At 45.5% G+C, this 26058-nt stretch carries 15 protein-coding genes and 1 pseudogene; all 16 read left to right on the top strand.

The features are described from left to right. The first annotated feature begins 372 nt into the window (after nt 1-372). The 16 genes and pseudogenes from ACFFK0_RS18520 to ACFFK0_RS18445 all read left to right on the top strand — a co-directional run bounded on the left by ACFFK0_RS18520 (nt 373) and on the right by ACFFK0_RS18445 (nt 26042). Nucleotides 373-1026 (top strand): GDSL-type esterase/lipase family protein, encoded by a 654-nt coding sequence (locus ACFFK0_RS18520; RefSeq protein WP_377471795.1) that lies wholly within the window; start codon nt 373-375, stop codon nt 1024-1026. 108 nt (nt 1027-1134) lie between these two features. Further along, a complete protein-coding gene (locus ACFFK0_RS18515) occupies nt 1135-1911 on the top strand; it encodes an SDR family NAD(P)-dependent oxidoreductase (protein ID WP_377471794.1) in 777 nt (258 codons plus the stop codon). A 187-nt stretch (nt 1912-2098) separates the two neighbouring features. Next, on the top strand, nt 2099-3514 hold the full coding sequence (locus ACFFK0_RS18510) for a sensor histidine kinase (RefSeq protein ID WP_377471793.1): 1416 nt from the start codon (nt 2099-2101) through the stop codon (nt 3512-3514). Nucleotides 3515-4527: 1013 nt separating this feature from the next. Beyond that, nucleotides 4528-5394 (top strand): DUF4007 family protein, encoded by an 867-nt coding sequence (locus ACFFK0_RS18505; protein WP_377471791.1) that lies wholly within the window; start codon nt 4528-4530, stop codon nt 5392-5394. Beyond that, on the top strand, nt 5391-8831 hold the full coding sequence (locus ACFFK0_RS18500) for a hypothetical protein (protein WP_377471790.1): 3441 nt from the start codon (nt 5391-5393) through the stop codon (nt 8829-8831). The genes ACFFK0_RS18505 and ACFFK0_RS18500 overlap by 4 nt, the downstream gene beginning before the upstream one ends. A gap of 18 nt (nt 8832-8849) precedes the next feature. After that, nucleotides 8850-9647 carry a phosphoadenosine phosphosulfate reductase domain-containing protein gene (locus ACFFK0_RS18495; RefSeq protein WP_377471789.1) on the top strand — a complete coding sequence of 266 codons (798 nt, stop codon included), beginning with the start codon at nt 8850-8852 and terminating at the stop codon, nt 9645-9647. Nucleotides 9648-9819: 172 nt separating this feature from the next. Beyond that, nucleotides 9820-11661, top strand: coding sequence for a hypothetical protein (locus ACFFK0_RS18490; protein ID WP_377471788.1), 1842 nt, complete (start codon nt 9820-9822; stop codon nt 11659-11661). Next, on the top strand, nt 11661-13214 hold the full coding sequence (locus tag ACFFK0_RS18485) for a methylation-associated defense system protein MAD7 family protein (protein ID WP_377471787.1): 1554 nt from the start codon (nt 11661-11663) through the stop codon (nt 13212-13214). Before ACFFK0_RS18490 ends, ACFFK0_RS18485 begins: the two co-directional genes overlap by 1 nt. Further along, nucleotides 13211-18466, top strand: coding sequence for an FtsK/SpoIIIE domain-containing protein (locus tag ACFFK0_RS18480; protein ID WP_377471786.1), 5256 nt, complete (start codon nt 13211-13213; stop codon nt 18464-18466). Before ACFFK0_RS18485 ends, ACFFK0_RS18480 begins: the two co-directional genes overlap by 4 nt. Nucleotides 18467-18598: 132 nt before the next feature. Then, nucleotides 18599-19174, top strand: a complete 576-nt coding sequence (locus tag ACFFK0_RS18475) for a hypothetical protein (RefSeq protein ID WP_377471785.1) — start codon at nt 18599-18601, stop codon at nt 19172-19174. A gap of 61 nt (nt 19175-19235) precedes the next feature. Next, a complete protein-coding gene (locus ACFFK0_RS18470; protein WP_377471783.1) occupies nt 19236-21122 on the top strand; it encodes a hypothetical protein in 1887 nt (628 codons plus the stop codon). A gap of 614 nt (nt 21123-21736) precedes the next feature. Then, nucleotides 21737-22666: a hypothetical protein gene (locus tag ACFFK0_RS18465; protein WP_377471782.1), complete on the top strand. Its 930-nt coding sequence runs from the start codon at nt 21737-21739 to the stop codon at nt 22664-22666. 148 nt (nt 22667-22814) lie between these two features. Next, nucleotides 22815-24293, top strand: coding sequence for an IS5 family transposase (locus tag ACFFK0_RS18460; protein ID WP_377471781.1), 1479 nt, complete (start codon nt 22815-22817; stop codon nt 24291-24293). A 79-nt stretch (nt 24294-24372) separates the two neighbouring features. Continuing rightward, nucleotides 24373-25151 (top strand): annotated as a pseudogene (locus ACFFK0_RS18455) (sulfite exporter TauE/SafE family protein). Nucleotides 25152-25166: 15 nt separating this feature from the next. Further along, nucleotides 25167-25331: a hypothetical protein gene (locus ACFFK0_RS18450; protein ID WP_377471780.1), complete on the top strand. Its 165-nt coding sequence runs from the start codon at nt 25167-25169 to the stop codon at nt 25329-25331. 135 nt (nt 25332-25466) lie between these two features. Then, nucleotides 25467-26042 (top strand): sulfurtransferase TusA family protein, encoded by a 576-nt coding sequence (locus ACFFK0_RS18445; protein WP_377471779.1) that lies wholly within the window; start codon nt 25467-25469, stop codon nt 26040-26042. Nucleotides 26043-26058 lie beyond the last annotated feature (16 nt).

Genomic DNA, 26058 nt, shown 5'->3' with positions numbered 1-26058 from the left:
TTCTACCAAAGATTTGGAGCCCTTTTTATGTTTTTAATGCGCAGTACTTTCGAAATTCAGGGTCATATGTGTTCCTGACGGAGAGATTGTGCAGATCGTATTGCTGGATGAGGATTGCGACAGCGAATTCCAGTTCACGCCGCCGGAAGAAGCGCTGGTGCGCGATTACGTTCGCGAGCATTGTGCGCCGCTGGTTCGCAGCGTATAAGGGAGCGGGGTGTTTATACGATTCCATGTTAGGGAAACCTGAACATGGATAAGCCAAGCGGAGGCATGACGGCGCCCGTTATGAATTTATACGTGAGGAATGCCCAAATTCCCCCGAAGTGAATACGATATCATACTCAGTTTTATTGGGGGAGGTTGGAACGAATGAAGGAAGCGATTCGGTACCTGGCTTTCGGTGATTCGCTCACGGTCGGCTACGGTGCGTCCCCGGGCTTCGGCTTCGTCCCGCAATATGCGAAAGCGCTGGCCGACGAGCTGGGCTGCGAGGTGCTCCCGAAGAACGCCGGAGTGAACGGATTGACGACGCAGTATTTGCTCGATTCCTTACGGACGGACCCCGAGCTGCGGGCCGGCATCCGTGAGGCGGACCTCATTACGATTACGGCCGGCGGCAACGACCTCATCCAAGCGGCATTGCCGTACGTGTATGAAGGCGACGCCAATATTTTGCTCGCCGCACTGCAAGGCTACCAGACGAATTATCGCGAAATGCTTCAGTTGATCCGGGACATGAAGGGCGATGCTTGGGACCGCTCTGCGGTCGTGCTGGTCGGCTTGTTTAATCCGCTGCCGCTCATGGCGGAAGCCGCGGTATGGGTGCGGAAATTCAATGAATTTTTGCGTGAGCTGGCATGCGGCAACGTATTTGTGGTCGATATCTACGATGCTTTCGTCGGTAAAGAGCGCGAGCTGCTGTATTCGGACCACATACATCCGAACGCGAAAGGGTATGCCGTCATGGCCGATCATATCGTTCGTTCCGTACCGGCTCAATTATATGCACCCCTAAGAAAATAGCGCTGTACCAAATGCTGATCTTCTTTGCCGTGGAGATCGGCGTTTTTGCTCGTGGCTTGATCGGACAAGCCGGAGGTTACCTATGCATGGAAGGAGTGCTGATTTACAATGAGAATGCTGCCGTCGTTTGGTTTGGAGGGAAAGAAGGTTATCGTTACTGGAGCCGGCCGGGGGATCGGACGGGCGCTCGCCGCCGGGTTCGCCGAAGCCGGAGCGGATATCGCTCTCGTAGTCCGCACGAAGGAGCAGCTGGACGAAACGGCCGGTTTCGTTCGAGCCGCAGGCCGGGAGGCGCTCGTATTGCCTGCGGATATTCGGAAGCCGGAGGAGGTGCGGGATGCCGTAGCTGCGGCGCTGGCGTGGGCGGGACGCATCGATGTGCTGGTCAACAATGCGGGAATGAATATCCGTTCCAAGGCGGTGGATGTGACCGAGGAGGAATGGGAAACGATCATGCAGACGAACTTGAAGTCCGCCTTCCTGTTCTCGCAATCCGTCGGGAAAGCGATGATCGAGCACGGTGCGGGCGGGCGGATCGTGAACGTTTCGTCCGTGGCCGGGCATGTCGCGCTGCGCACCGGCGTCGTGTATGCGGCAACGAAAGCGGCGATGATTCAAATGACAAAGACGCTTGCCTTGGAGTGGGGTCCGTTCGGAATTAACGTGAACGCGATCGGTCCCTGGTATTTCAAGACGCCGCTGACGGAGAAGCTGCTCGCGGATCCGGAATATGTCGGGGCGATCCTGGCGAGGACGCCGCTCGGACGGGTCGGGGAGCTGCCCGAGCTGGTCGGTCTTGCGGTGTTCCTCGCTTCGGACGCGGGCTCCTACGTGAACGGACAAACGCTGTTTGTGGACGGCGGAATGACGATTTACGGGTTTTGACCGGCGGGAGCCCTGCGTATCCCCTGTAAAGACGGTTGACGATGCGTTCGAGCGACGCCATTCAGCGACTCGGGAAGGTGGAACCCGGAATACTGCATACCGAATCATGGGTGAGGGATGCAGGTTTTTGCCATAGATATGTCAAATGTGTATGGAAATGCCGATAAGCAAGGGAGAGCAATGCACCATGGGGAACGGGGCTTTTGGAGCGCAAAGGAAGGGGCATGCGGACGATCCGCTGGCTCAGCGGCTTTACGATATCGAGCCGGATACGATGCTGTCCGAAGGCGATCCGCTGTGCGGCTGGCGGGTTCGTTTGCCGTATGAGCGAACATTTGCGATATGGATGCCGATGACTCAGGATCGGTCGGTCGCAGCGATGCAGGGGCTGCTCCGGCAGGAAACGGCTGCATCCCTGCAAGCCGGGTACGAGCTGTCGCTCGTGCCGCTGCGCAGCTGCATGATGGGCGCCTGGACGGGGCTGCTCTATGCGGACGCCGAGGAGCGGCCGCTGCCGACCGTGGCGCCGGAAGCAGCGCGCGGACTGCGCGCCTTTCTGCTGACGGCGCTGCTGCTGGCCGACGCGCTGCGGCGGCTGCACGCGCGCGGCGCTGCGCACGGCGCTCTCGCGCCCGAGCGCGTGTGGCTGCACGCACCGAGCGGCTCGGTGCGTTTCTGCGGCTTCGCCGCGGCAGGCGCCGCCGGCGAAGCGCCTGCGCCCGCCGCCGCCGACGTGGCGGCGCTAGGGCGCCTGCTCGCCTGGCTGACGCACGGCGGCCAGGCGCCCTTCGGCGCGGCGCAGCCGCTCGCGCCGGCGCACGCGTTCGCGGACGGCACGCCGGTGCCGTCCGCGCTGGCGGCGCAGCTGCAGCGCTTTGCCGCTGCTGCAGCTGCGCCGGAGGCGTCGCCGCTCACGGCCGGCGACGCGCAGCGCGAGCTCGAGCGGCTCGTGCGCCGCTGGTCGCTCACGGGGCGGCTCGGCGAGCCGGGGGCGGAGCCCGCCGAGCCGCCCGCAGCTGCTGCGGGCGCACTGTCACCGGCGGCGCCGACCGCCGCCGCCAAAACAGCCGGGCATAAGGCGTCTCACGCACATTCCGGCTCCGCCGCTCAGGAGCCGGGGAGCGAGGTCAGCCGCCTGCAGGCGGAGCTGAAGCGTGCGAATGCCCGCATCGAGAAGCTCGAGGAATCGCGCCGCCATCTGATCAGCAACTTATCGCACGAGCTCCGTACGCCGCTGACCTTGATCCGCGGATATGTGGAAGGCCTGCTGGAAGGCGTTATCGGTGACCCGCAGCGGCAGCGGCGGTCTCTGGAAACGGTTCATTTGAAGGTAGCGGACATGGAACGGCTCATCACCGATATGTTTGAGCTAACCGCACTGGAAACGCGTCAGGCGTCGTTTCACCTGGAGCCGGTGCTGGTCAGTTCCTTGAAAGAGTATTTGAAGGTGAAATTCGAGCTGGACATCGAACAGGCCGGTCACCGGCTGCGCATCGTAGTCGGCCGTCCGTTTTATTCGAAGGCTTATTATGTCCACGTCGATTTGTCGCGGCTAACGCAAGTATTAGGCGAGCCGGTTTTTGAGGGGTCTAAAGTGCCCTGAAGCCTTATGGGAGTAAGGTTTTCGCGGATTGCCAACCTCGCTTTTCTCGGGTTTTCCGCACCTATCTTGCTGTTTTTCAGCCTCTTATCGTTCACCTCGCTTTTGTCAGGATAGTGCGAGGTTGCGATAGGCGAGGCTGCTTGTGAACGAGTATAAATCGCGTCATATCAACAGTCAAGCGTAGGTTTTAGGATGGACATTGTACTTCGGCCACGCCTATCGCAAAAATAATATCTGGGTATCAATGGACTGGTTCGGGTTCTAGTGGTGTAACATCCGTGGAGGTTCGAGTCCTCTGGGTCGCACCATATATCAAACATATAAGAAAAATTGTCAATGATGAAGGAGTTTCCTCATCACTTGTCGAATTCTTCTCCAAAAAAAGACAATACGGAACTCATAATAATGGTATTGCAATTGATGTGGATTGCTGGATCCACCTTTTTCAAAAAAAAGAATTTTCGTAGTGAATGCGCAGATCTATGTTGAATTTACTTATCGAAAAAGGATTGATGTTAGATGTTTATGTGTTCGTGTGGGGGAGTAATGCTCGTCAAAGAAATTGAAAGTTATCCAAAGGGTTTAACTTCGACAGAGAAGTTGGAATATAAACGTAAGTGTACTGTTGAATGTCCGAATTGCAAAACGATTATGCATGATCAAAATTATGACTAGAGGGAGCATTCTATTCTTCTTATAAGAGGACCGAGCTTATATATTATATTTGTGCAAAACAAGCGGTTGTTGGCATTTATTTGTCACCCGCTTGTTGTTATTTTCGGTGGAAATACGAATTATTGAAGTACATCAATCTTCTGATAAGGAATATTGCTTAAGTTTATGAAATTGTTTATAGTAAAAGGAACGAGAACGTGCGTTCTATTGTTGTTGGGTTAATAAGTTTTATCTTATTCGACAAAATCATTGACATTTCAGTCACAATGATTTATTAAATGTCGCAGATGTGGTATATTATTCTGGAAGGTAGTCTCCAGAAATCGAGAGGTAGCGAAATGGGATACGGACAACATCAAAGTTTTTATCTTCGAATCAATTGGTTGAGAAAAGCAATTAGAGAGCTGAATCAGGATAATAGATTCTTGTATAGAGATGATGCTGCGGAACAAATCGGATTAGGTAAGAACATGGTACAGTCGTTGCGATATTGGGTTGTCGCAACCGGAATAGTTGATACCAATAACAGAGCGGAGCAGAACATTTCCCCTTTTGGAAGAATAATGAGTGAATATGATCCTTATATTGAAATGATCGATACAGCTAGTATTGTTCATTACCATTTAGTTGATGAAAGAGAACCAAGTACCGCGTGGTATTGGTATTTTAATACATATGAGAAGAAGTCAGCGACAAAAGAAGAAATAGTAGAGGACTTCTTGTTTTGGTTGGAAAAAAATGAGCCTAAGAAACCTTCGGCAAACTCTATTAAAAGAGATATTGATTGCTTGATTCGCCTCTATTGCGACAGGGGAAAAGCTGAGGATCCGGAAGAAGTTATTCAAAGCCCGCTAAGCGTGATTGGATTGTTACTTGAAGAGAAGTCGGTTATTACGAAAAAAAACTTAAAGTACACAGACGTTGGAATAGCCGCGCTCATGTATGCTTTGTTAGCTTATCAGAATCGATTTGGGGTAAATCAGTTATCTGTTGAAGAAATTCAAACAAAGGAATATTTATGGGGAAAGGTGTTTCATCTTCCTAGAAATGAAATTATCAAAGCCCTTGATACATTAACACACCATCCGTATAGCCCGATCATATTTGATCGAACAAATCGATTGGATACTATAAGAATGCCAAATATCGAGCCGCTTGTTTTTTTAGAAGAAGAATACCGGCGCTTTAGAAGGGAACGAACATGATTAAGGGGAAGACTTATTTTCAGCCAAGTATAAATATTCGGTTCGACTTTGGGAAGACGTCTTTATATGATCGATATTTACCGACACCTTCACATGCCGATGCTACAATGGGGATACTAAAAGGGGTTCTTGGTGAAGGAAACCGGTCTCATATCATTGTAGGATCTTATGGTTCAGGGAAATCGCTGCTAGGGACGATATTAGCAGGTGTACTTACGAATGTCTTAGATGATAGACTTTTCTATCTTTTATTGAGTAAATTTCAATCGGTCGATAATCATATATATAAACTCCTCCTTGATGTAAAAGAAAAAGAAAAAACGTATATTCCTGTAGTATTAAACGGTGAAGGGGCAAGCTTTAAGCGAAATCTCTTATCAGCTTTATACACGGCTCTGCGAGAGAATGATCTTGACTTCACACAACCGATTATTGTCACAGATATTTTAAATATTGTGGATGCATGGAAGAAAAAATACAAATCTACATACGATGAATTTCTGCTTTTGCTAGAAAAGAAAACATGGACACTAGAAACATGGCGGAAAGATATAGAAAACGTAAATGTAAAAGCTATCGATTGGTTTAAAAAAACATATCCAACACTTACTTCGGGTTCGAAGTTAAACCTTAATTTTGATAAAGATTTAATCACGCAGTTGGAGTATATTACGGAAGAGCTGCGGGTGCGGAATCTAGGATTGTTTATTATTTACGATGAATTTGGCCGTTTTTTGCAGACACTTCCCACTACTTCAATTCATGAAACAATGCAGGATTTGCAGGACTTGGCAGAGTTCTCGAATTCAGACAAAGGTAGTAACTTGAATGTTCTTCTGATCACGCATCGAAATTTGGGGCAATATGCTTTGCGTTATACCGATGAACTGCAAAAAGAATTTCAACGAATCGAAAAACGTTACAATATCTACTTTACGAAATCCGATCCGGCGACTTTTATTCGGCTAGCAAGTTTCGTTACAAAAGAGTACCGGGAAAATAAGAAGCTGCCTACGGAAGAGTTTGTAAAAGAACTTCGATATTTCAATTTATTCCCGGATTTAAATATGCTAGAAATTAACTCGCTAATAATTAAGGAATCTTATCCGTTGCATCCGGTTTCCTTATTTGTATTACCATCGTTAGCCAATATCATCGCTCAAAATGAAAGAACGTTATTTACTTTCTTGGAAAGCGATGAGCGCGGCGGACTTAAGGCTTACTATGATCAGTGTAGGGATTGGTATCGGGTCGATAGTGTTTTCGACTATTTTGAACCCTCTTTCAGCGAATTTGAGCCGGAATCGTTGATTGGACAAGCATATACATTATTTCAACGTTTGCAGAAGAGATTATCTGATTCGTCGACACGCGGGGACGAGTTAAAGGTCATAAAACTTTTAACCATTTGGAATATGGCGGGTTTGTACGCTCAACAAGATCCGAACGAAGATTTTATTTCGTTTGCATTGTCGTGGAAAATTGCTCACACAAAGCGTATATTAGAACACCTTCAAGCCAAGAAAGCCATTCGATATAACAACGCGCTCGATCATTGGGAGTTGTTTGAAGGCAGCAGTGTTAACATTGAAGCCGAAATTGAAAGAAGGCTACAAGCAAATCCACAAAATAAACGACAAAAGATGGAGTTGCTTCAATCGGTACTTTATCAAAAATATGTCTTGCCTAAGCAATATAATGATGTCAAGAGTATCACTCGATTTGCCCCGGTCATCCCGGTTTACCACTCAGAGTTGCTGAACCAGGACACGTGGCACTCCTTTGCACGGCATCAGAATGAAGCAGATGCTGTTATTTATTATGTGTTTAATGACACCAGCACCGACAACCTTTCTTTATTAAAGCATTTAACGGAGCGAAGCACCAATGAGGAAAAAGCGATCTACGCTTCAGCTAATGAAGATATTTTTCCTGATCGATATTTGGAACAATTGGCAATGTTGTATCTCATGCGAGACGATAAATATTTCACGAGTCAGGACAAATTTTTGAATGATGAACTAAGCGGTGCAATCACTCAAACAACATATACAATAAACGAGATGCTTAAACCGATCACCCAATTTCAAAATTGCACATGGGTTTATATGAGTGAGTGCTACAAGATTGGCAGCAGCATAGAGTTGAGCCGATATTTATCTGAGCAGGTAATGGAGAGGCTTTATCGTCAAACGCCGGAAATAAGGAACGAGGCGTTTAATCGTAGAACGATAACGAAAGTACAAAAAAATGCCGCTTTATATGTACTCAATCAAATCATTGATTATCATAAAACCAACGATATTTCTATCAAGGGTTACGGCCCGGAATACCTTATTTACGCTACAGTGATCAATAACAATAATATCGATTTTAATCATCCTAATATAACCGATAAGCAGAACCTGCTTGCATTAAGAGCAAGGCTTTTAGAAATCATTCATCAAGGGCATGGAACATTTTCTGAACTTGTCAATGTATTTGAAAGTCCTCCGTACGGAATTAGAAGACCCGTAGTTCCCTTATTGTTTGCTGCGTTATTGTACCATGAATGGAATTACATCATGTTTTACCATAATGACATGTTCAGTAAAAAAATAGACGCTGACTTGCTCTATTACATGGTGGAGAATCCAGAGCAATATACATTTAAGTATATACCTTTTGATCCAAGATGCACTGGAATCCTTAATGCCATTAAAACCATTTTTACAGATTTTATTCAAGATGAGGATAGGTATCTTCATCCGGCTGTTCTTATAAACCATGTGCTATTAAGATGGTTGCGTTCTCTGCCGCGTATAACCCAAAATACAAGACAAACTTCAGAGATTTCCAATCAACTAAAAGATTGCATTCGTGCGGGAGAGGTTCAACCTGAGATTGCATTAGAACGTTTATACGAATTGTGTGGGAACGGTGATAATCTCGAAGTTTTTAGAGTCATTAGAACAGAATGCGAAGCGTATGATGAACGCCATAAAGCCGGGACTATGGCCAAGATCTTTCAGCTATCTAGCACTGAGACTTTCAGGGAATTGCAGAAATGGTCAAATGGGAAAAGTGCTGTTGAAAAAGCGAGCAATCTTTTTATAAAATCGTTAATAACGTCAACAGAGTCAAATTGGGTAGATAACCTCTGCGAGAAGATCGTAGGTGTGAAAAGAGAGAACTGGTCCGATACAACGGATCAATTGTTCGTTTCTCAGATTAATGGTTATTTCGAAACTTTAAGGGACAAATCATTAAATGAATCCTATCATGAAGTAAAGATTGGCGAGAGTTCGTTTGCGATTCCGAAAGTGGACCTTTCAGAACAATCGAAAGCGATGTTGAATGCCACTAAAGCCAATATGATGCAATTAACGCGGAGAGTTCCGAAAGAGGAACTCCAAGTTGTTTTGTTAGAACTTCTGAAGGAATTCACAAAAGACTAACCGAAACGTGGTGAGAATATGGACAGAAAAACGAAACATGTTGCCATGTTCAGTGGTGGTGCTGCAAGTGCATATGTGGCCTACTTAATGGTACAGAGACATGGAGTAGAGAACTGTTTGCTATTTTTTACAGATACTTTATGGGAGCATCCTGATAATTATAGATTTATGTATGATGTTGCTGATTATATTGGCATTGAGTTTAAACACGTTATGGATACCCGAACACCTGAGACTGTCTTTATGGAGAGTCGATTTTTGGGAAACTCCCGTCTTGCAAAGTGCTCATCTGAATTGAAAGTCAGACAGACAGTTATTTTCATTGAAGAACTTCGAGACCAAGGGTACGAACCGATACTTTATTTTGGTATTGGCCCGCATGAGAGGCATCGCCAGGAAAACTTAACGGAGTTTTATGCACATCAAGCACTTGAGCCAGTGGAAACGAGATTTCCTTTGATCGATTCCAATCTTAAAGATACAGATCTAAAGGCAATAATCGAAAATGATTGGAAGATCAAATTACCGGAAATGTACTACTTGGGATTTTCCCATGCAAATTGTGGCGGTCGTTGTGTCCGCGGCGGATTAAACCATTACGAGCATCTTTATAAAACTTGGCCTGATGTGTATAAACAACAGGAAGAAATGGAGAATAGACTTCAGGAGCTGCTCGGTAATGTTACGATATTAAAGAGGGATAGCAAGCCTTTGACATTAAAGCAATATAGGGAAGAACTTGAAGTAGGCATCCGTGTAAATACTATGAATCCTGAAGAAAACGAAACGATACCATGCGTTTGTGTGTTCAATTAGACTCATTTCTGCTCTCTTCAGACTTAGACCCATTTGGGTCTTTTTTTGTAGAAATAATCGGAAGTAAAAAAGAGGAAGTAAATCAAGAAGCGTAGAAGTATAATACTTGGGAACTAGTTTGTCGACGTGTCGCCGATTCAAGTTAAATCTTATATATACAGTGGAGGTTGAAATGACAACTTCTCATACGGAATGGATCAATTTTCTGCGTCAATATGGACCTGTACCGCGTAATGATAATATGTACGATGAAACAATTCAGCGAGTCGTAAACAAGAAGAAAATCAAACCCATCCTCATTGAAGCCAAGTATCTTCCGGAATTGATAGAGAATTTCCGATCGGAACAACCGAAATCGGTTATCTTAACTGGAACGGCAGGCGACGGTAAAACGTATCACTGCCGCGAGGTCTGGCTAGAGCTTGGTGGTACATATGAGCAATGGGAAGTCCCCGGAAATATTAAAATGCTTCCGATTGGGAATAAGACACTCTATGTCATAAAAGACTTAAGTGAGTTGGAGGACCATGAACGAGATCACTTGGTTCTTTTTGCGCAAGCAATAAAACAACAAAGACCAGATGTCTTGTTTTTAATTGCAGCGAATGATGGACAGCTTATAGAAGCTTTAAAGCAAGTCAACGAACATTCTGACGCGCTTGGTATTCGGGAAGTTATTGAAGAGATGCTGGTTGACGAGCAAAAAGAACATGCTCAGTATGGAGTTCGTTTATATAATCTTAGTCGGATTAGCGCTGCTTGGGCCTTGCCGCAAGTTATTGATGCGGTGTTGAATCATGCAGGATGGCAAGATTGCAGTCAATGTCAGTATCGCGACCACGAAGACATCCGGCAGCGCTGTCCGATTTGGGAAAATAAAAAAAGGCTTGAAGATGTAGACGGAACGAAAACCATACGAAATCGTCTGGTTGATCTGCTTGAGTTATGTGAGATAAATAGTGTGCACTTGCCCATTCGACAGTTGTTGCTGCTGGTGAGCAATATGATCTTAGGTCATCCCGACGTTAAAGATAAGCTGATGAGGTGTCAGGATATTCCCGATATTATCGAAAAGCGGACTACGGTAAAAGCGAGCATTTACCGCAACGTCTTCGGTGAAAATCTGACGGAACGTAGACGAGAAGCCACCGACGTGTTCAATACATTAGGGCGCTTTGGCATTGGCAATGAAACGAGTAACAAAGTTGATAATATATTGATCTTTGGCAATGATGATCCGGAGTTAAAAGAGATATATCAGGAAATAATGCTTTCAGACGAATACTATGGGGCAGATGCCACCTTCAGAACCCAACAAAAGGCATATCTAGAAGGCGTTGCTGAGGATGGGGAAACAGAATTTCTGGCTTTGGTTCGTTCACAACGTCAGCGATTGTTTTTTAGTATTCCCCCCGAAAAAGCAGATGATTTAAAGCTTTGGGAGTTGACTACCTTTCAATATGCAGGCGAGTTCTTAACCAAAGTGTATCGGGCAATTCATCAAGGTGCAAAAGTTCCTACGCCAATCTTATCTCGTCTTGTTCGGGGATTAAACCGCATATCTACAGGATTGTTGACGCGAACTCAGGATAAGTTGATTTTGGCTACTTCGGGAAGTCATTCGCAAGCCAAAGTGAGCAAAATATTTGAAAGCTTTATATCGGTGATGCGTGATCGCGGGGAATTTGTGCAAATAAAAGCAGAACCATCCGGGAAACTCTATTTGGAAGTCAGCTTGTCTTACCCTGCCGTCCCTGCTGTTAAACTGCACCTTCAATTAATCCGGTATGAGTTTCTGTCACGTGTGGCAGAAGGTGCGCTTCCGGGAAGCTTTTCTCGTGAATGCTATGAAGATATTCTTGCATTCAAAAGTCGTTTGCTAAAGCAACTTGATACTAGAAAAAAGCTGGAGGAAGAGGACTTTGAAACAAACTCTGATAGCATGTCTTTCCACATGATTAAGATAAATGCGGAAGGGGTTCTTGATAAAAAGACGGTGGAGGTTTTATTTTGATGCGCGATAGATTGCCACGTCCCAAAAAAATTGAACCCGATATGTGGGTAGACGAAGCTATTTGGGGGCACCGTCTCTATGATGAACAAACCCCCTGGCTTTGCTTCATGGAGTTTTTAAACGTACTTAATTCTGAAATGGAAGCCGGTCGTGCTTTCGTCGAGATGGTTCCTAATTCATTATCCTATTCTCCGCAATCCAGACTGTATCTGCGGAATATTCTATTTAATAATCCACAAATGGCGGTTATTGAGCGGCAACATCGGAACGATAACCGTGCACAGTGGGAACGATGGAAGGACTCCATGGCAAATATTGCGGGGATATCAAGCCCTGATTATACATATTTGGAAGAGCGGTTCTCATCGTTCGACGATTTTAAAGAAGTGGTTGAATTTTTGCGTTCGTCCACCATTGAAGGTGAAAACAATAAACGTTGGAGTTCACAGTTCGTGTTTCCTTTTGGACCGGATTGCCTATATGAAGATTTAAATATTCGGGATAACGGTATTTCTGCAGATCGCAGATTTTTTGCACGAACTGGTGAATTGCTTTATCTTATGTTATCGCGAAGCGGCAAAGGCGAAGAATTACTTTCCCACTTTAAACTCCGTATCTTAAACAGAGATGCCAAGTTTAATCGACTTGTTGCCGCGCTGCAGCCCAATCACGAACTTGTGCATTCTACATCTACTGAGAGGAAGGGAACCTATCTTCCGTATTTAGAATTACCTGAATATAAGGCGCTTGCTGAGGACTGGATCCGACTATTTCGTTGTAATATTCCTACATATGATGTCGTTCCCTATTTAATCAATATACTGGGTCTACATATGATATTGTACAGTTTAAACAGATCCAAAGAACTATTAGGCCATGATGATAGAACGACATTTGTTGTAGAGGTCGTCTCTCCTAAGAAAACGGTAATTCGAGAACTTTCAGCCGACTCTTTTAGCGATAATCAGAATTTATCTCGTTTTGCGGTTGAACACTTCATCAGACTAGTAAAGGAAACTGATGAATGGAAGACTGCAGTTGAAACAAATGAAATCCAGGAATGTCGCGACATTTTGGAAAAAATCTTTTCTTGGCCCAAAGAAAGCAATAAAGACGAATTTGAACAAATCGAGTCAATTGAAGAACTCTTTGATACTTTTTTTGAACGTGCAATAAATCGGCATAAACAACATTTTAATAAATTCCATAATGTATGGGGCAGGGAAATTGGTCTTACATCTCGCCGTGGCAGCCGTAGATCTCGCTATGCTCCCCAGGATTTGCTGTTAAAGTCATTGGTCCTTTGTGTCGTTCCTTCTCGAATGGAATTTCAGGAGTTTTTGGCAGAATTATATTCCAAGTATGGTCTGATAATAGGGGATAAGCAGGCTCCGGAGTATATTAAAAAGGGTCAGGCGGATCAAGAGGCATTTGCTGAGAACGCAGCAAGATTGGAACAAAGGTTGTCCAGCATGGGATTGCTGAAAAGACTATCCGATGCCTGTGCCTATGTGGAAAATCCTTTTGCTGCTCGGGAGGAAGGAATAGAATGAACGAAATAGAATTGATAGGACGGGTAGCTACTGAGTTTTTCAGGAAACATCTTCAGGGTGACGCATCGGATAATCCTGATGGAGTGGCGCGATTTCTGCTCGATCGTTTGACAGGTGAAATTGTTGCTACAATATGCAAAAGCATTTTGCAGGATTCACATTTGAACGCCAAAGTACAAATCAAGGTTCCTAATCAATTGGTAGAAGGCTTTGATTTACCTGATGACGTTAAGACGGAGTACAGAACAACCTATTGGAGAAATGCTTCATGCGATAAAGCTGCGCTGATACTTGCGAATACGAACGATGACCAAGGCCCGTCTCTAAAAGATATAACAACGATTGGAGCTGGAGATCTAAAGGGGGTTCCTGGACTTTGGGTTGAAACTGCATGTCGAGATTTGCTGTTAACCGATGAACAAATGGTGTATTGGGAGAAAGCCCTTAGGGGACTACAAGAAGCCAATGAATGTAGTCTCGAGCAGTTTAGTACGTATATTGTTTGGACGCGCAGCATTATGCTCACTGAAGGTTTGCCGCTTATTAATGCGCTTGGATGGGCATTGCCTGCATTGCGAATACCGAGAGATTCGGGATATTTTGAAGCGATATCGCCCAAGACGCTCAATCATCAGGCGAAATGGAAGAAAATGTTTCAGGATGCGTTTAGTAAACGCGCTTGTTATTTAATCAAACAAAATCCGAATCGGCAAACATTGGAAATTGAACAGTTAGAATCCATGTACCTTAGCAAGCAGGACCAGATTCCTGAAGAATATCACCCAATTGTTGAAGAGTATATTGAATCGAAACCAGGCTGGTCAGAAGCTTCGAGACAACTTGCGGAATTGGAATGGGAAAGGGATAATATCTATCTCTTATTTGCTGATATCAAGATATTGAAAGCGTCTTTGGCAACACGTACTCTTCGCCACTATGAAGATGAATTTCCTGATGTACTAACGGAAGCTGAAATTAGCTATCTGCATACATTAGACAAACGTAAAATCAAGGAAGCTAATGAAGAAGATCGGGAATTTTATGAACAGCACCGGCAAGAATTAGAATTGGAACGTTCTTTAAAATCGGACTGGGATAAATTTGTTTATGGAAAACCGATTGAATGTGATGATTTTTTTGTGGGTTTACTAGAGGCTATCGAACGATTATTTGAGCAGTCCGGGAATGCAAGTGGGAGCAAGTCCTTAGTGATTAGAACTACAAGAGGAAGCAGCAAAAAAAAGTGGCTCGAATTAAATGAAGATGTCGCCATGTACTTTTGCACCGCTTACCGAGGAATTGAAAAATTAACAAATCGATATGTCCAATGGGAAACTCATCGATTGTTTAAATATGATGAGTTAGTTGCCGACAAAACTGACCCTAGGAAAAATACTTCGACCTCCAGGAGTGCATTGCAAATTGGCTTTGATGTTGAACTCCAGTACGTTGATTTGTCCGGTAACCGACAAAAAAACGCGGTTCGCGTCGTTTGGCAGGGGAAATCTGCTGCGATCGGAATGGAGCTATATGACGATTTGAAACGTTTAGCTGCACATAGTTTTTCTTACACGAATGTCGGCAAAAACCCCATTAGCAAAAAAGGCAAGATTCAAAACATTTCACTCCATGACGTGGGGACTTTGCAAGCAGTTTATGGCCAAGATCGTGGATCATTGGTTGGTTCGTATGGCAAGTCTGAAGATATAAGTAAACTTTTTAAGAAAAATCTTAAGAAAGCTTTGTCTGAGGGAAGGGTTACTCCCAAAGGGTTTGAAGATATTGAAACAAAATGGGACGCTTTCTCCGCTCTTTATTCCAAAGCGATTATTGATTGGAAAAATGAAGGCATTTCAGCAGATTTGTTGTTAGATCAGTGCCATGCCTATGATCAGTTGCTCCGTAGTTTGCAACTTCATGCTCAAGGAGATGTTAACCGGATTGAATTGTGGCATCCTTTGATGAAAGTTGGGAATATTCAAGTAGCTGGCAAGAAGCCAACTTCTATTATTGCCCCCTGGCATCCGATGCGATTGGCAGCAAAGGCTATTAAGGCACGGCAAGTAAGCGGACTCATAAATCATATCCTTACCTCCCATGAAGTGGATTTCGGCGATTCGAAATTGTTTTTCTCTGATTTGCGAACCGAACTTAACCATCCATACTATCCAGAGGTTGCGGTTGGGTTTGAGGGGCAACAAGCGCATTTATTAACCGTTTCTGATACTGTCAACGAATACAGCTTGATGGAGTATCCGGTAAGGGAAGATGAAGGTCAGGAGACAAATGAAGATCCGCGTGACGCAAGCGCCAAAGTGTTATCCATTGTAAAAAGGTACTTGGATCTGCAGCCTCATGAACGAACCAACTTAAGTATCGTATTGTTCAATAGTGATTCGACCCGGCTGCCTGAAACGATTGTAGGGGCATTAACTTCTTTACATGATCGTGAAGATGAAGTTCGTTGTCAAGTTATTTTACGGCATCGTGATGCAGAGAAGCTGAACAATTTATACATGAAAATGATTGAAGGTGACGAGATTGGCCCAGATACGTTTGTAGCCAGCGAAGTTTCACGTGATTTCATGGCAAGGCTTCGGATTGAAGTCATGGCTGATGCGGCACCTCTTTCGGATACGACGGACGGAAAGCCGGCGGATATAGTGTTTTTACAAGATGTCATCTCTCGACAGGCAAAGTTGGTGTGGGAGCAGGAGCAAAATGTGAACTCCCCTAATTTACTGGAGCATTACCCGCCTCGATGGGCAAGAAGGCGTCCTTCAGCAAAAGACGATTTGAAGTCTACCGTTTATTTGACTTGTCCAAGTCAACCTGCAGTAGGCGTGACTTATTTGGCTACCGTGTACTCGATGATCAATAGTGCGGAGCCCAAAGAAGATGTGCTATATTTACCTGCGAGACAAATGACGTTTCAAAATGAGTATGTTCGCGGCATTTTTGACGAAGCTCATTCATTAGCCGAATGGGTTGTCAATTATGACGATTTACTTGAACGGAGGCAACTGAAAAACCAAGGAGTAAAGGTTATAAAGTATCAGCATAGCCGGACCCAAGGGCCGAATCTTATTGTCTCCTCTCGATCTAAACTGAACTTGCTTCAGGTTCTCGTGAAGAGAAGATTAGAGTCATTGAACTTGGGATTAGATGACGAATCATTATTTCAGCTGACAGAAAAGTTTATTGACGAAGCCAATGGCATTTCCGGGGATATTGTATTACGTGCTGCTAAACGAGGTGTATTTGCTGGAGAATTGATCGGTGTTGTTTTAAGTAAGCTATTGCTTCTTTCCGAGATGAATTCATCTTCAATCGGATGGTTTTTCTTAGATGACTATGCTTCTTGGTTAGGGCAAAAAGAAGAACAAATCGCTGACATTATGGCGTTATGTCCGAAAGTAAGAGATGGCCAACCCTACCTGCAAGTGCTACTTACCGAGGCAAAATATGTGGAAACAATTGGCGCTGCGGAAGCCAAGAAGAACTCGCAAAAACAACTTCGTGATACAATGGTCCGGATGGAGAAAGCAATATTTGGGAACCCCGGAAGGTTGGACAGAGATCTGTGGCTATCCCGCTTAGGCGATATGTTGAACGATGGTCTGGAATTTACACAGAACGCCGAATTAGTAATTGAGGAATGGCGTGACGGTATTCGTAATGGTTCAATTCCGATCGAGTTAAGAGGATACTCCCATATTTTCTTATATACTTCCTCGGATTCTGCTGCGGAAGGTGAACAATGGCCGATTCAAAATACAAACCATGCCTATCAGGAAGTATATTCTCGTGAGTTGGTGAGGGAACTTGTATTAGCCTATCATCGCGGGGAATCAGTCATCAACATTCGGGAACAAATTGGCGATCAGCGACCGTGGGAAGCTCATCATCCACAACTTCCTGCAAATAGAGTGAGTCTGACTGCATCTGAGGAGAACGTCGTTCCAACCGATCAGGTGCAAGTAGTGGTACAGGATGCATCACAGGAACACATTACAGCAGAAGTGGAGCGATCAGTTGACAATCGGGAGTCAATAGAAAGCTTCATTGACGATTTCGATGTTTCCTGGACTAGTCCAAGTTTATCTGAGTGGATTATGAACCACTTGTCAACACAGACCGAAAATGAAGAAACAGCGAAATGGGTAAATCAAACTGTAACGGTATTAAAAGCAGCATTAATCAGCTACAATCTTCAAGCAAAGGTATTGGATTATCGACTGACGCCGAATGCCGTTGTCATTAAACTTAAGGGCTCCGATCAGTTGCGTGTTGAAGATATTGAAAAGAAAAAATCCCAATTACTGACGACGCATGCACTGGACATCATTAATATCATGGCGCAGCCTGGTGAAATTGTTGTTTCGGTTGCGCGGCCAAATCGGGAAACGATTACGCTTGGTGACGTTTGGAAATACCGAAACATTCAGTCCAATTCAGGAATGAATATGAGTTTCATTGTTGGAATCAAAGAAGTTGATGGTAACATATTATACCTGAATCTTGGAGGTCCTTTTGAGGATTTAGAGCAACACGCTCCACATACATTAATAGCTGGTGCTACAGGGAGCGGTAAGTCAGTTTTGCTGCAAAATTTGATATTAGACATCTGTATAACGAATTCCCCGGATCTTGCGAAAATTTACTTGATCGATCCCAAATTCGGTGTTGACTATCAGCAACTGGAAGAGTTACCGCACTTGGTAGAAGGTATCATTATTGATCAACAGCGTGCGGTTAGTGTACTTGAGTTCCTTGTTGAGGAAATGGATCGAAGATATTTGGCTTTCCGCGAACAAAAAGTGAATAGCCTAAAAGATTATAATTCTAAAGTATCTTCTGAAGAGAAGCTCCCGCTGCTATTCCTAATTCATGATGAATTTGCGGAATGGATGCTTGTTGAGACTTATAAAGGTGCAGTTTCATCTATCGTTCAACGGTTGGGAGTTAAAGCAAGAGCAGCCGGTATCCATTTGATCTTCGCCGCACAACGACCTGATGCAAATGTTCTGCCTGTGCAATTACGTGACAACCTTGGTAATCGTCTTATACTTCGAGTTGAAAGTGTGGGAACATCTGAGATTGCACTTGGAGAAAAAGGGGCGGAAAAGTTACTCGGTAAAGGCCATCTTGTGGCAAGATTACAGGGCGAATCCAACCTGATTTATGGACAGGTTCCGTTTATATCGTGCGAAGAAATTGCAGAGGTAACTGAACTGCTCAAAAGAATCTGACTTTGGTTTTACCCAAATTGCTTATCAGCCCTTATATAGTAATTGGAAGGAATTTGTATGCGTCCGTCGAATTTTCTTGATGGACGTTTTTTTATTTGTGATTAAAAATAATATTATGGAAGTCGGGAGCATATGCGGGTCGAAGACGGCATTTACTTTTCTCCAAACTTAAAATACTACGATATCGATTTTAACCATCCGGATTCTCTGGTTGAAGCGTTTAGAGATAGAATCAAGCAGTATTACATTGAGCCGATAAAAAAGCTAAATGATGATCATGATGCTTTTGCCGCTGGTTTGATCTGTGTGACAACAATAGACGTTCTATCTAGACTGAAATATGATATCGACGAAGTGCGAAAAAGATATGTTGGATGGTTGATTTCGGAGATTCCGGATTTTGGCCTCCCCGGCCTGAAAAACAAAGAACAAAAGGTAGCTGACTTGTTTTATAGGCAATTCAGAAATGGACTGGTTCATGAGGGCCGCATAAAAGACGGTGGGCAGTTTTCTTATTTATTTGGTGATCTGATAACGTTAGAAGATAGTTTTATGGTTATTAATCCTCGGCAACTTGTAGAGAAAATAGAAATTGCTTTTGACAAATATATATTTGATGTTCTAAGCAAACCGGAGGAACTTCAAAAATTATTAAAGATAATTGAGCAGGATTTCGGCGCCGACATAGCGCAAGCGAAGAGATTTTGAGTTTAAATTGGTGGATCAACAATAACGAAACACGCAGTAAACATTAAAGGACTGATTTAGCGTGACCCATTCCAAATCATCGGATTTAAGCATGAACAGGGCGATTGACCGGCTAACAAACAAGGAAATATCAGCAAGAGAGGTTCATAATAATCCACATTTAAAGCAGGCCAATCGTTACATCTGTTTGGGGTGTGAGAAACTTCCTAATCATTTGTTATTGGAAACTGAAAGAAACAAAAAGCAAACCATACTTGAACATGTCGCTCATGATGAACACCCATTTTTCAGAAAAGGCAAGCTGCAGATGCATTACGAACGCTGCCGATTCCGAAATCCGGACTCCAATGTCATTTCGCTGGCGAAAGCGAATGGAATCAGCATTGACGATCGAACGAAAGTTCTCAAAATATTGACGAGCGCCAAATTGGTCAGAAAATCCGGGAACCCATTAGGATATTCCAGACGAGCATATACCAAATTCTTTACCCATCCGGCTCATCAGAAATTTTATTTTTTCTTATCAAGCCTTCTCAAAGATTATGAGATTACTACCTTTAAGAACAACGTTTCAGCGTTTTATGTAAAAACAGAAACCGAAAAAACGGTTAACCTTACCGATATTTTCGGATTTCAAGACGACATCGTTAAGCTGGTTGAGAAAAACTCATCCAGTTGTTTGGCGGTAGTGATTGGAACCGTAAAAAACATTACACATAAAGGTCATATTTTAATCGATTTTACGACCAGTAAAGTTGAAAGCAACCAGAATACAAAACCGTTTCGACTGTTCGTTCATCAAGACTACGCCAGCAAGGTCGGAGACGTCAGTCTTTTAGAAAACCAAAAGATCGCTTGTTACGGTTTCGCTGAAAAGAAGATTTTGCCCCATGGAACGTTTTATCAAATGGAGTTGTATTCCATCGCGCATCAAATCTTTTTCTTCGATAACCCTCCGACACGGGAACGAATTGGTTCTGTGGATGAACCGGATGACCCTCTTGATTATGCCTTACAGGAATGCGCGGGATTCACGTCAAGATTCTGGGGAACTGCGCGGGTGTCCGATCATGAAATAACAGAATTGCTTGTTCTTAACAATCAATCAGGTTTGGATCAACTTAAAGCTGCATTGGTACGGGAAGAGAGTAAACAAAGCAGGTACGAGGAATTCATTAGCAACTGGGACGCACTTAAGCTGAAAGTCGAAAACGTGAAACGGCAACTCGAACAGTTGCGAACTCACCTGCAAAGTGTAACGACGGCTCACGGAAATGAATCGGCCAAATTATCCTCCAAGTTCGGTTTTAACCGAAAAACGCTTAAGACCCTTGAGGATGATATGAATCGTACCCGACAGCGGATTGAAGAAACAGAACGAGCTCTAGAAGCAAAAGAAAATAAACTTCAGCAGAGTGCCGGATTGAAAAAGGAATGGGACGAGTGGAAGCAGTCTTTGCAAAAACGTAAACAGGACATCAAAAATGCGGAACGAAGTGCAGCGATAGAGATGCAACTCAAGCAGTTGTTAGGTTCGTTCGCACCCCTCATCTTCCGTGTTCCGCTTCAGCATCCGCGATGGAACTTGTTTCTGGGGCTTAATGCCAGAATAAAAAGCGAAACCAGCATTAACGTGAAAGCCATTTTTCAATTGTATGTTTCTCAAAATCAAGCGTGGTTTCCGGCAGATCATCCTTTTCAAGAACGGGTTATCGAACACCAAGTCAGCATAAATCAGCTTAACGAATCGCCAAGAGAAGCTATGAAAGGATTTTATGCTAAGATAGGCAACGCCATCATTGAGGGCATTAAACTTATGGGATGGCCTGTTTCCAAATGCGTATGTCCGAAGTGTCGCGGTTCCATGAAACTGAATTATCGATATACGAAGCATTATCTCGTTTGCTGGGATACGAAATGCAGAGGTGAATATGAATTAGAATGGTAATTCGAAAACCAGGGAGAGCGGGGATTTTCACCCCGCCTTTAATTCGCCTCAGCAGATCCGACGTGAAGCGGTAGCGAAGTAAGAGGTTCTTCCTAAAAAGTGAACTGGGTACCAAAGGGAACGCGGTGCCGGCCCCCTAAGCAATAAATTAACCTTGATACGATCGATAGAGCGCTCGACGTTCACGTACATTCCGGATGTTCGAAAATGTGGGGAAACCCAATTGTTTCCGCGTTTGCGGCCATTCACGAAATGAAGACCACAACAATGCTGGCGGACATGCACTTCCTCGAGTTCCTCAGGATCATTAAGCAATTCGAAGAAATGAAACGGGATCTGGTTTTTCTATTAAGCGAAAAGAGGGATTGGAGGAATAAAACAGTTTCATGCTATCATCGCACCCCAGACGGTAAATGAGCCATCGGAACAAAGCGCCGCGGCAGCAACTGTTAATGGAGAAGACAGACAACAGAGCGTGCCAGAAGAAGAAGAGGCCATGTCGGAACAGAAGGTCCGAATTTCCTACGTCACAGAAAGCTTATTTGGAGATGGCAAGGAGGAGGCTGCTGTGCCCCAAAATCCGGTGATTGCAATGACACGCAGGCAGCTATACGATGAAATCTGGGAAATGTCCGTGGCCGGAGAAGCCAAAAAATATGACCTTCCATATGCAACATCTGATGAAGCAGATAAAAGAAGCAGGCATTCCCATTCCTCCGTCCGGATATTGGACAAAGCTCAGTTTCAACAAACCGGTAACCAAACTGGAACTGCCGGAACCGGTGGATGAGATGATTTCCATTTACAGAACCGTACCGGTCGCTCATAAAAAGAACGATCAAATTATGTATGATAAGATGCCTTGTAAAGCAGACACTGGATCGGCCGTTGTAGACTTTTCACACACGCTCGAATCCCCTGGTTTGTCAGTAGAGGAACAGACGCCTTCCGTTCCGAGGCGAGAGAACGATGAAGCCGTCGAAGCTGTGCAAACGCTTGAAGAACCGGAAACATTCGAGCGATACGGACAAACCTATAATATTTATGACAGAGAAATTCTATACAAAGAAGTATGGGAGATCCCAGTGACCGAAGTGGCGAAGAGGTATAAAGTCTCGGATGTTACGATACACAAGGTCTGCAAATCCCTTGATATTCCTTCACCGCCAGCCGGATATTGGGCCAAGCTTCGCGTGGGCAAGCCTGTTGTAAAAACTCCTCTCCCTATGAGCAGTAAGCCCGCCAAAAAAACGGGCGTAAGAACCGGAACGGAGTATACACCACAGTTTGAAAAAGAAACGCTTGCATTTCTGAGTGAGGAAGAGAGGGATGTCGTTCTCTCTGTTGCAACGCAAATCAGGATACCTGACGAGAATGCGAAAATGCACCCGACAATCGTTGCTCATCGCAAGGCGGTCATGGAATGGAAGAAAAAACGTCGAGAACAAGAAGCAAAAGGCTGGAACCGGCGTGCTATGGATGAACCTCCCTTCCTTTGCGACACGGTATCCGAAGAAGCGTTGCCCCGGGTATTACATATGTGAAAGTCTTCTTTTTTTTGGATCTAAATAGGGCTTGCTGAACGATAAAAAATCCAGTAACGACAAGGGTTTGAGGCACTTTTCGTCGAATTCATATGCAAGGAAATCGTTGAAATACGATGAAAAACCGTGCACATGGAGGATGACGAACATGTACCAGCCGTACGCCCATGAGGAAAACCAGTTGTTGCTGCCGAGCGAGTTTTTCTTGCCTTTCGGCGGCCGTCTGAATCCGGACAATCGTTGGATCAAGCTCGCGCAGATGATCCCGTGGGCGCGGGTGGATCACAAATATGCAAAGTCCTTCAAGAAATCGTTCCGCGGTCAAAAGGCGGTCTCGATTCGGATGGCGCTCGGAGCTCTGATCATTCAGGAAAGACTGCAACAGTCCGATCGAGAGACGGTCGAGACGATCGTCGAGAATCCATATCTTCAATACTTCCTCGGCTTGGCGGGTTATCAGGATCGGCCGCCATTTCATCATTCACTCATGACTCATTTCCGTAAGCGCCTTGGCGAGAAGGTGATCACGGAAGTGAACGAATGGATCGCTGTAGAAGCAGCGAAAGCGGAAGAACGACGGGATGATGACGACGATGCGAAGCCCTCTTCTCCTGTCGCTCGGGGTGGTAAGCGCAAGCGATCGGAGCCGGACCCGAACCAAGGGACGCTGCTCCTTGATGCGACCTGTGCCCCCGCAGACATCGCGTATCCAACGGACATCGCGCTTTTGAACGAAGCTCGCGAGAAGCTCGAGACGATCATCGACACGTTACATGAGCCGCTTGTGGGACAACGTCCGAAACCGCGCACGTATCGAGAAAAGGCGCGCCGTGCGTACCTGTCTCTCGCTAAGCAACGCCGAATCGGCTACCGGGCGCTCCGTCGGGGAATCGGCAAACAGCTTGCCTTTATCAAGCGAGACCTTCGCATCATTGAAGAACTGGTGACGATCACGCCGCTTGCGGCGCTCAGCAGACGGCAATACAAGCAACTGCTTGTCATTCAGGAGTTGTATCGACAGCAACGACTGATGTATACGAAGCAAGTCCATCATGTGGAGGATCGCATCGTCAGCATTCATCAACCGCATATTCGTCCGATCGTTCGCGGGAAAGCAAAAGCGAAAGTCGAATTCGGGGCGAAAGTGTCCGTCAGCATGGTACAGGGTTTCGCCTTCTTAGAGCGCCGGCAATGGGACAACTTCAACGAAGGCGTCACCTTGATCGAATCGGTAGAGACGTACAAAGCTCGGTTCGGCGTGTACCCGAAAGAAGTGATGGCCGATCAAATCTACCGAAACCGGGAGAACCGGGCGTACTGCAAGGAACGTGGAATTCGACTCAGCGGACCTCCGCTCGGCCGACCTTCAAAACAAGTGGACACGGCCGAGATCAAACGAATCGCTAAACAGGATGCAGGCGAGCGCAATGCGATCGAGGGCAAGTTTGGCGAAGGAAAACGAAAATATGGATTGAATCGAATCCGGGCACGACTCGAGCAAACGAGCGGGACCGTCATCGCCCTGCAGTTCCTCGTGATGAACCTGGAGCGCCGCTTGCGGCTTCTTTTTGTCTTTATCTTCAACATGCTGCTGAATCGCAACGCCTACAGACGATTTGCTCTGTAATGTTTCGTTCAGCAAGCCCTAAATATACCCCTGTGGGTATATTGGCCGCAAAAGTGTACAAAACTGAAAGGAGATTGTCATGGATGTTGGATGGTTCGTTATGCTGCTGGCTATCGGATTTGCCGGTTCCCTGATTTCGGGCATGGTCGGTATCGGAGGTTCGATTATCAAGTATCCCATGCTGCTTTACATTCCTCCCGCGCTTGGGTTCACCGCTTTTACGGCGCAGGAGGTAAGCGCCGTCAGCGCGATTCAGGTGTTTTTCGCCACGCTGTCGGGCATGTTTGCCTTCCGCAAAGGCGGCTACATCAACAATACGCTTGTGGCTATTATGGGTTTTGCCATCGTAGCCGGCAGTTTCGTCGGCGGTTACGGTTCCAAATTTTTGCCGGATTCGGCCATTAACCTGACTTATGCGGTTTTGGCGCTCCTTGCCTCTATCATGATATTTCTTCCCAAAAAAGGGAATGAAGACATGGACTTTACCATGCTCGAATTCAACAAACCGCTGGCAGCCGTCTTTGCCGCGATAATCGGGATCGCGTCCGGAATCGTCGGAGCGGCGGGGGCTTTTATTACCGTGCCGGTCATGCTGGTTATCTTAAAGATTCCGACACGTGTGGCCATCGCATCGCGCTTGCCATTACCTTTATTTCCTCCATCGGTTCGACGGCGGGCAAATTGATGGGGGGGCATATGCTGCTGGTTCCTTCCATTGTCATGGTGATCGCAAGTACGATCGCCGCGCCGATCGGCGCGAAAATCAGCAAGAAATTAAACGCCAAGGCGCTGCAATGGGTATTGGCCGGTTTGATTGGCGCTACCGTTGTGAAAATCTGGATGGAATTGTTGACTTGAGGAGGTGATGACAAGATGCTGCGATACCGGAAGCAATTGCCGCATGAAATTGCAGAACGCCTGAAGCGAGGGGAACCCATCGATATTGTCGATGTCAGCGAACCGGACGAATGGCCGGCCGCATTCCGGAAGCCAAGCATATTTCCTTGGGGCAGCTTCCGGCACGGCTCCATGAGCTAGAGACCCCGGCAAAGACACGGTTCTGGTTTGCCGAAGGGTGTGAATATGGCCGGAGGCATGTCGGCGTGGACGGGGAAAGAGGCAATACGGAAAGTAACCAAATTAGCAATGAAAATACGGGAGGATGTTGTATTTATGTCTACAGTTAAGGTTGATCGCATTTTGGAATGCGTTGGTTTGGCATGTCCCATGCCGGTCGTTCGCACAAAAAAAACGATGGACGAAATGGAAACAGGAGGAGTATTGGAAGTTCGTGCGACGGATCAAGGCTCTGTGGCTGATCTGAAAGGATGGGCGAAACGAATCGGGCATCAGTACATCGGACTGAAAGAAGAAGCCGGTTTGTTCCGCCATTTCATCCGCAAAGTGGATGCGACTGAAACGAATATGGACACGAAATTTCCGCATACCGCCTTCAATGAAGAGCTGCAGATACGGCAGGAAGCCGGTAAAAAACCGAACATACTGGATGTCCGCGAACCGGCAGAGTTTGCTTTCGGTCGGATTCCAGGAGCGGTCTCCATCCCGCTTGGCGAGTTGGAGCGGCGGATGACAGAACTCGACTTGAACGGAGAATATTGGGTCGTTTGTCGTACCGGCAACAGGAGCGATATGGCTTGTCAAATGCTTGCGAAGAAAGGATTCAAGGTCATCAACGTCATTCCCGGGATGTCGGAGTGGAACGGGCCTCTGGAAGAAGACGATCTATGACACGCAAGTTACATGG

Source organism: Paenibacillus chartarius (genome assembly GCF_042432825.1).
GTDB lineage: Bacteria > Bacillota > Bacilli > Paenibacillales > NBRC-103111 > Gordoniibacillus > Gordoniibacillus chartarius.
Note: the sequence above shows the minus strand (reverse complement) of the source record. Positions and strands in the feature narration are given on the sequence as shown.